Source organism: Candidatus Neomarinimicrobiota bacterium, assembly GCA_041862535.1.
GTDB lineage: Bacteria > Fidelibacterota > Marinisomatia > SCGC-AAA003-L08 > TS1B11.
This window is the reverse complement of record JBGVTM010000188.1, coordinates 1-4471: the sequence shown is the minus strand read 5'-3', so window position 1 is coordinate 4471 and position 4471 is coordinate 1. Positions and strand designations below refer to the sequence as shown.

The window sequence follows — 4471 nt, the reverse complement described above, 5'->3', positions numbered from 1 at the left end:
ATGACCTCGTTGGCATTCATGTTGCTGGAGGTGCCGGAGCCGGTCTGGAAAACGTCGATGGGAAACTGGTCATCGAATTTGCCATCGATAACCTCCTGGGCAGCTTCCATAATGGCTGCTGCCCGCTCCTTGTCCAACAGGCCCAGGTCCAGGTTCACCTTAGCAGCTGCTTTCTTGATCATCCCTAGCGCCCGGATCATACCGGTGGGAATAGGTAGTCCACTGATGGGGAAGTTCTCTACGGCCCGCTGGGTCTGGGCACCGTAGTAGGCCGTATCCGGGACGAGCATCTCGCCCATGGAATCTCGTTCAACTCGGGTTCCCATTTTGTTCGTTCCTTCTTATGTTAGCATAGTGATAGCGCAATCTGGCTGGCGTATAAGGTATTAGGCGTCAGCCTCCTTCCCGATGATCGCCCTTGCGCACGGGACGCGGGGATATGTTTATAATTTTTTATGATAGCATACCGCCAGTCTGTCCTGCTCACTTAATCTCCCAGGTATGGCCGGCGTGGAGAATAGCTGCCATGTCTCCCGGACCGGCTTTTTCAACCGCCCGGTCGATCTGCTCGTAGACCAGATCCTCGTAGGTGCTTTTCTCCACTTGATAGATAATCCCCAGCGGCATGGGAAACTCCGGCCGATAGGTCATCTCACTTAGGATCGAAGCGATCATCCTGTCGGTCTGGTCATGGATGAGGACCTCATCCATAGAGTGCTTGCCATCGGACAGATCGATAACCACCGGGCGATGGCCATCCATACCGATACCCTTGGTCCGGTCCTTCCCGAACAGCATGGGTTTACCGTGCTCCACCAGCAGTTGGCGCTCGGCCTTGGTTTCCTTTTCGGTCAGGTCGGCAAAGGCGTTGTCGTTAAAAATGATACAGTTCTGGTAGATCTCCAGGAACGAGGTGCCATGATGGCGGTAGGCGGCCTCGATCATCCCCTGGAGATGCTTGCCTTCGACATCAATGCTCCGGGCAATAAACGTAGCTGCGGCGCCCAGGGCCAGCGAGGGGGGATTAAAGGGCCAGTCGATGGATCCCAGCGGAGTGCTCTTGGTCACCTTACCGAACTCCGAGGTGGGCGAGTACTGGCCCTTGGTGAGCCCGTATATGCGATTGTTGAACAGCAGGACATTAATATCCAGGTTCCGCCGCAGGAGATGAATGAGATGATTACCCCCGATGCTCAGGCCGTCCCCATCACCCGTCACCACCCAGACACTCAGGTCGGGATTGGCCAGCTTCACACCGGTGGCCACGGCGGTTGCCCGACCATGAATGCTGTGAAAGCCGTAAGTATTCATATAGTAGGGAAAGCGGCTGGAGCAGCCAATGCCCGATACGAAGACAAAATCTTCCCTTTTGCGTCCCAGTTCCGGGAAGGTCTTCTGGACCTGGGCCAGGATGGAGTAGTCCCCACAGCCGGGGCACCACCGGACCGTCTGGTCGGAGATGAATTCTTTGCGGGTCAGGGCGCGCGGCTCTACGGTCACCTCACTCTCAGGCATCCCGTGTCTCCTTCAACACGGCCAGCACTTTCTCCTCTATCTCACCGGCGGTAAAAGGTCTGCCCTGTACTTTATTAAGTGAAACGGCGTCAGTCAGAAACTCTGACCGGACGATCCGCGCCAACTGGCCCAGGTTGAGCTCCGGTATCAGCACCCTACGGAACTTAACCAGCACCTCCCCCAGGTTTTTCGGGAAGGGATTGAGATGGTGCAGGTGCAAGTGGGACACGCCATGGCCCTTCGCTCTGACCCGTTCCACTGCAGTCCGCACGGCGCCATAGGTCGAACCCCACCCCAGCACCAGCAGGTCCCCATGTTCGTCTCCGAAGGGGGCGACCGGCGGTATATGGTCAGCCACCACCTCCACCTTCTTCTGACGGCGACGAACCATCTGCTCGTGGTTTTCGGCGTCATAGCTGACGTTGCCGGTCAGCGCGTCCTTTTCCAGCCCCCCGATGCGATGTTCCAGACCGGGGGTGCCAGGAATAGCCCAGCCCCGAGCCATGGTCCCGGAGTCCACGATTTCAAAAGGCCGGAAGTCACCGCCAGGGGCGGTGATGTGATTATTTTCAATCGAAGGCAGTTCCTTCACGGAGGGCAGCAGCCAGGGTTCGGAGCCGTTCCCCAGGTAGGCATCAGCAAGGAGGATCACCGGGATCATGTGCCGGACCGCGATGCGACAGGCCTCATAGGCCATGTCGAAGCAATTGGCCGGTGAGGAAGCCGCCAGGACCACCACCGGGGTCTCTCCGTTACGGCCATACATGGCCTGGTATAAATCCGCCTGCTCGCTTTTCGTGGGCATTCCGGTGCTGGGACCGGCGCGCTGCACGTTGACAATAACCAGCGGCAACTCCGTGGACACCGCCAATCCGATAGCCTCGGTTTTCAGGGCCATGCCCGGACCGCTGGTACCCGTAACCGCCAGGGCACCGGCAAAGGAAGCCCCGATCGCGGAAGTAACCGCCGCGATCTCGTCCTCGGCCTGGAAGGTGATGACACCGAAATTCTTGTAATTGGATACCTGGTGCAGAATGTCGCTGGCCGGGGTAATGGGATAGCTGGCGTAGTAGAGGCGCAGGCCGCTTTTCTGGCTGGCAGCCACCAATCCCAGCGCGAGGGCCTGGTTGCCCATAATATTGCGATAGGTTCCCGGCGGGAGGGTCGCTTTAGTAACCACATACTTGGTGGAGATCAGCCTGGTGGTTCTACCATAGTTATAGCCCGCCTGCAGCGCCCGCTTGTTAGCCTCCACGATCTCAGGGTGCGACTTGAATTTAGCTTCAATGAACTGAAAGGTGTTCTCCAGCGGGCGGTCGTACAGCCAGTAGAGGAGGCCCAGGACGAACATGTTGGTGGACCGGGCCACCACTTTACCGCTGAGACCAAGATCCTCCAGGGCCTTTTCCACCAGAAGGATCATGTCAATGCTGACAACCGTGTACTCGGCCAGGGTATCATAATCCAGGGGATTGGTTTCCCAGCCGGCCAGCTGCAGGTTGCGCTTATTGAAGGTGGCATTGTTGGCGATGATGGTGCCGTGGGGTCGCAGCTCAGGCAGGTTGACTTTCAGGGCGGCGGGATTCATTGCCACCAGCACGTCGGGTTGGTCACCGGGCGTCTGGATATCTTCGCGGCCGAATTGAATCTGGAACGAACTCACGCCGGCCAGGGAGCCGGCCGGTGCGCGAATTTCGGCCGGAAAGTCGGGCAGGGTAGCCAGATCATTGCCCACGATGCCGGTCGTCTCCGTAAACTGGCTGCCGGTCAACTGCATCCCGTCCCCGGAATCACCGGCAAACCGGATGGTGACCTGGTCAACTTCCTGGACCGACTTCTCGGGACTTTTATCCGGTTCACTCATGGCTTAAGCTTCAAAACACTCCAACTTTCACCCACCATATCTGCTCGCGTATCCGTTCCGAATCCGCTCGTGGCGAGATAAAAGTTACCCATGCAGCCTGACGGGAGGAACGATTTTCGGGTCAGTTATTTCCCCTCAGACAGGCGCAGCTATTTATGCCGCCAGAGTGACCCTTCATCCGCGGCTGACCGGGGTAAAAATCCACCCCCTCCCACCCAAGCCCGTAGCTAAATTTCCCCCGGTATGCACAAGCGCCTGACACAATACAGCCACGGCTCGGGTTGAGCCTGCAAGCTCGGTCCTGAGGACCTGGCCCAGGTTCTGGGTCAGCTGCCCCGGCTGTCTGCTGACGAGCGAATTCTCGTCGGTTTCGAAACCACCGACGACGCCGCCGCATACCGCCTGGAAGATCCCTCAGGCCGCACTGGCGGCCGTATCATCGTCCAGAGCGTGGACTTCTTCACCCCCATCGTGGATGATCCCTACCAGTTCGGTCAGATCGCCGCCGCCAACGCTCTCTCCGACATCTACGCCATGGGTGCCAGACCCCTGTTCGCCCTGAATATCGTCTGCTTCCCACGGGACGAACTCCCCCTTGCCACGCTGTCCGAGATGCTGCGCGGGGGCTCCGATAAGGCCCACGAAGCCGGCATCCACATCGTCGGCGGCCACACCATCGACGACCCGGAGCCCAAGTACGGCCTGGTGGTCACCGGCGAGGCTGCCGAAGAGAACCTGGTCCGCATCGACACCGCTCAAGCAGGCGACCGGCTGGTGCTCACCAAGCCCCTGGGCACCGGCATCATCGCCACCGCCGTCAAGCATGGTGTCGCCCCCGCTGAGGTGGTAGCCCGGGCCGTGGAGACCATGACCACGCTGAACCGCGCCGCTTCGGAAGCCGCCCTGGAGGTGGGCGTCCACGCCATGACCGACGTGACTGGCTTCGGCTTACTCGGACATTTGTTGGAAATGTGCACCGCCAACGGCGTACAGGCTGCCGTTGATATAGATGCCCTACCGGTCCTACCCGGCACTCTCGACCTAGCCGCCCGAGGCACTATCCCCGGCGGCACCCGCCACAACCTGGACTAT

3 protein-coding genes and 1 pseudogene are annotated in these 4471 nt (G+C 59.3%); 1 reads left to right on the top strand and 3 read right to left on the bottom strand.

Going from position 1 to position 4471, the window contains the following annotated elements; translation table 11 throughout:
* The 3 genes from ACETWG_06810 to ACETWG_06800 all read right to left on the bottom strand — a co-directional run.
* The coding region (locus ACETWG_06810) for a lyase family protein (GenBank protein ID MFB0516297.1) at nt 1-326 on the bottom strand (326 nt) is incomplete at its 3' end.
* Nucleotides 327-483: 157 nt separating this feature from the next.
* Nucleotides 484-1515, bottom strand: a complete 1032-nt coding sequence (locus tag ACETWG_06805; GenBank protein ID MFB0516296.1) for a 2-oxoacid:ferredoxin oxidoreductase subunit beta — start codon at nt 1513-1515, stop codon at nt 484-486.
* Nucleotides 1508-3379 carry a 2-oxoacid:acceptor oxidoreductase subunit alpha gene (locus ACETWG_06800; protein MFB0516295.1) on the bottom strand — a complete coding sequence of 624 codons (1872 nt, stop codon included), beginning with the start codon at nt 3377-3379 and terminating at the stop codon, nt 1508-1510. Before ACETWG_06800 ends, ACETWG_06805 begins: the two co-directional genes overlap by 8 nt.
* 297 nt (nt 3380-3676) lie before the next feature.
* Here ACETWG_06800 and selD point away from each other — a divergent pair.
* A pseudogene (selD, locus tag ACETWG_06795) lies at nt 3677-4471 on the top strand (selenide, water dikinase SelD).

Coding starts and splice junctions, on each gene's coding strand:
- ACETWG_06800 (MFB0516295.1), bottom strand. CDS start 3,379: ATGAGTGAACCGGATAAAAGTCCCGAGAAGTCGGTCCAGGAAGTTGAC.
- ACETWG_06805 (MFB0516296.1), bottom strand. CDS start 1,515: ATGCCTGAGAGTGAGGTGACCGTAGAGCCGCGCGCCCTGACCCGCAAA.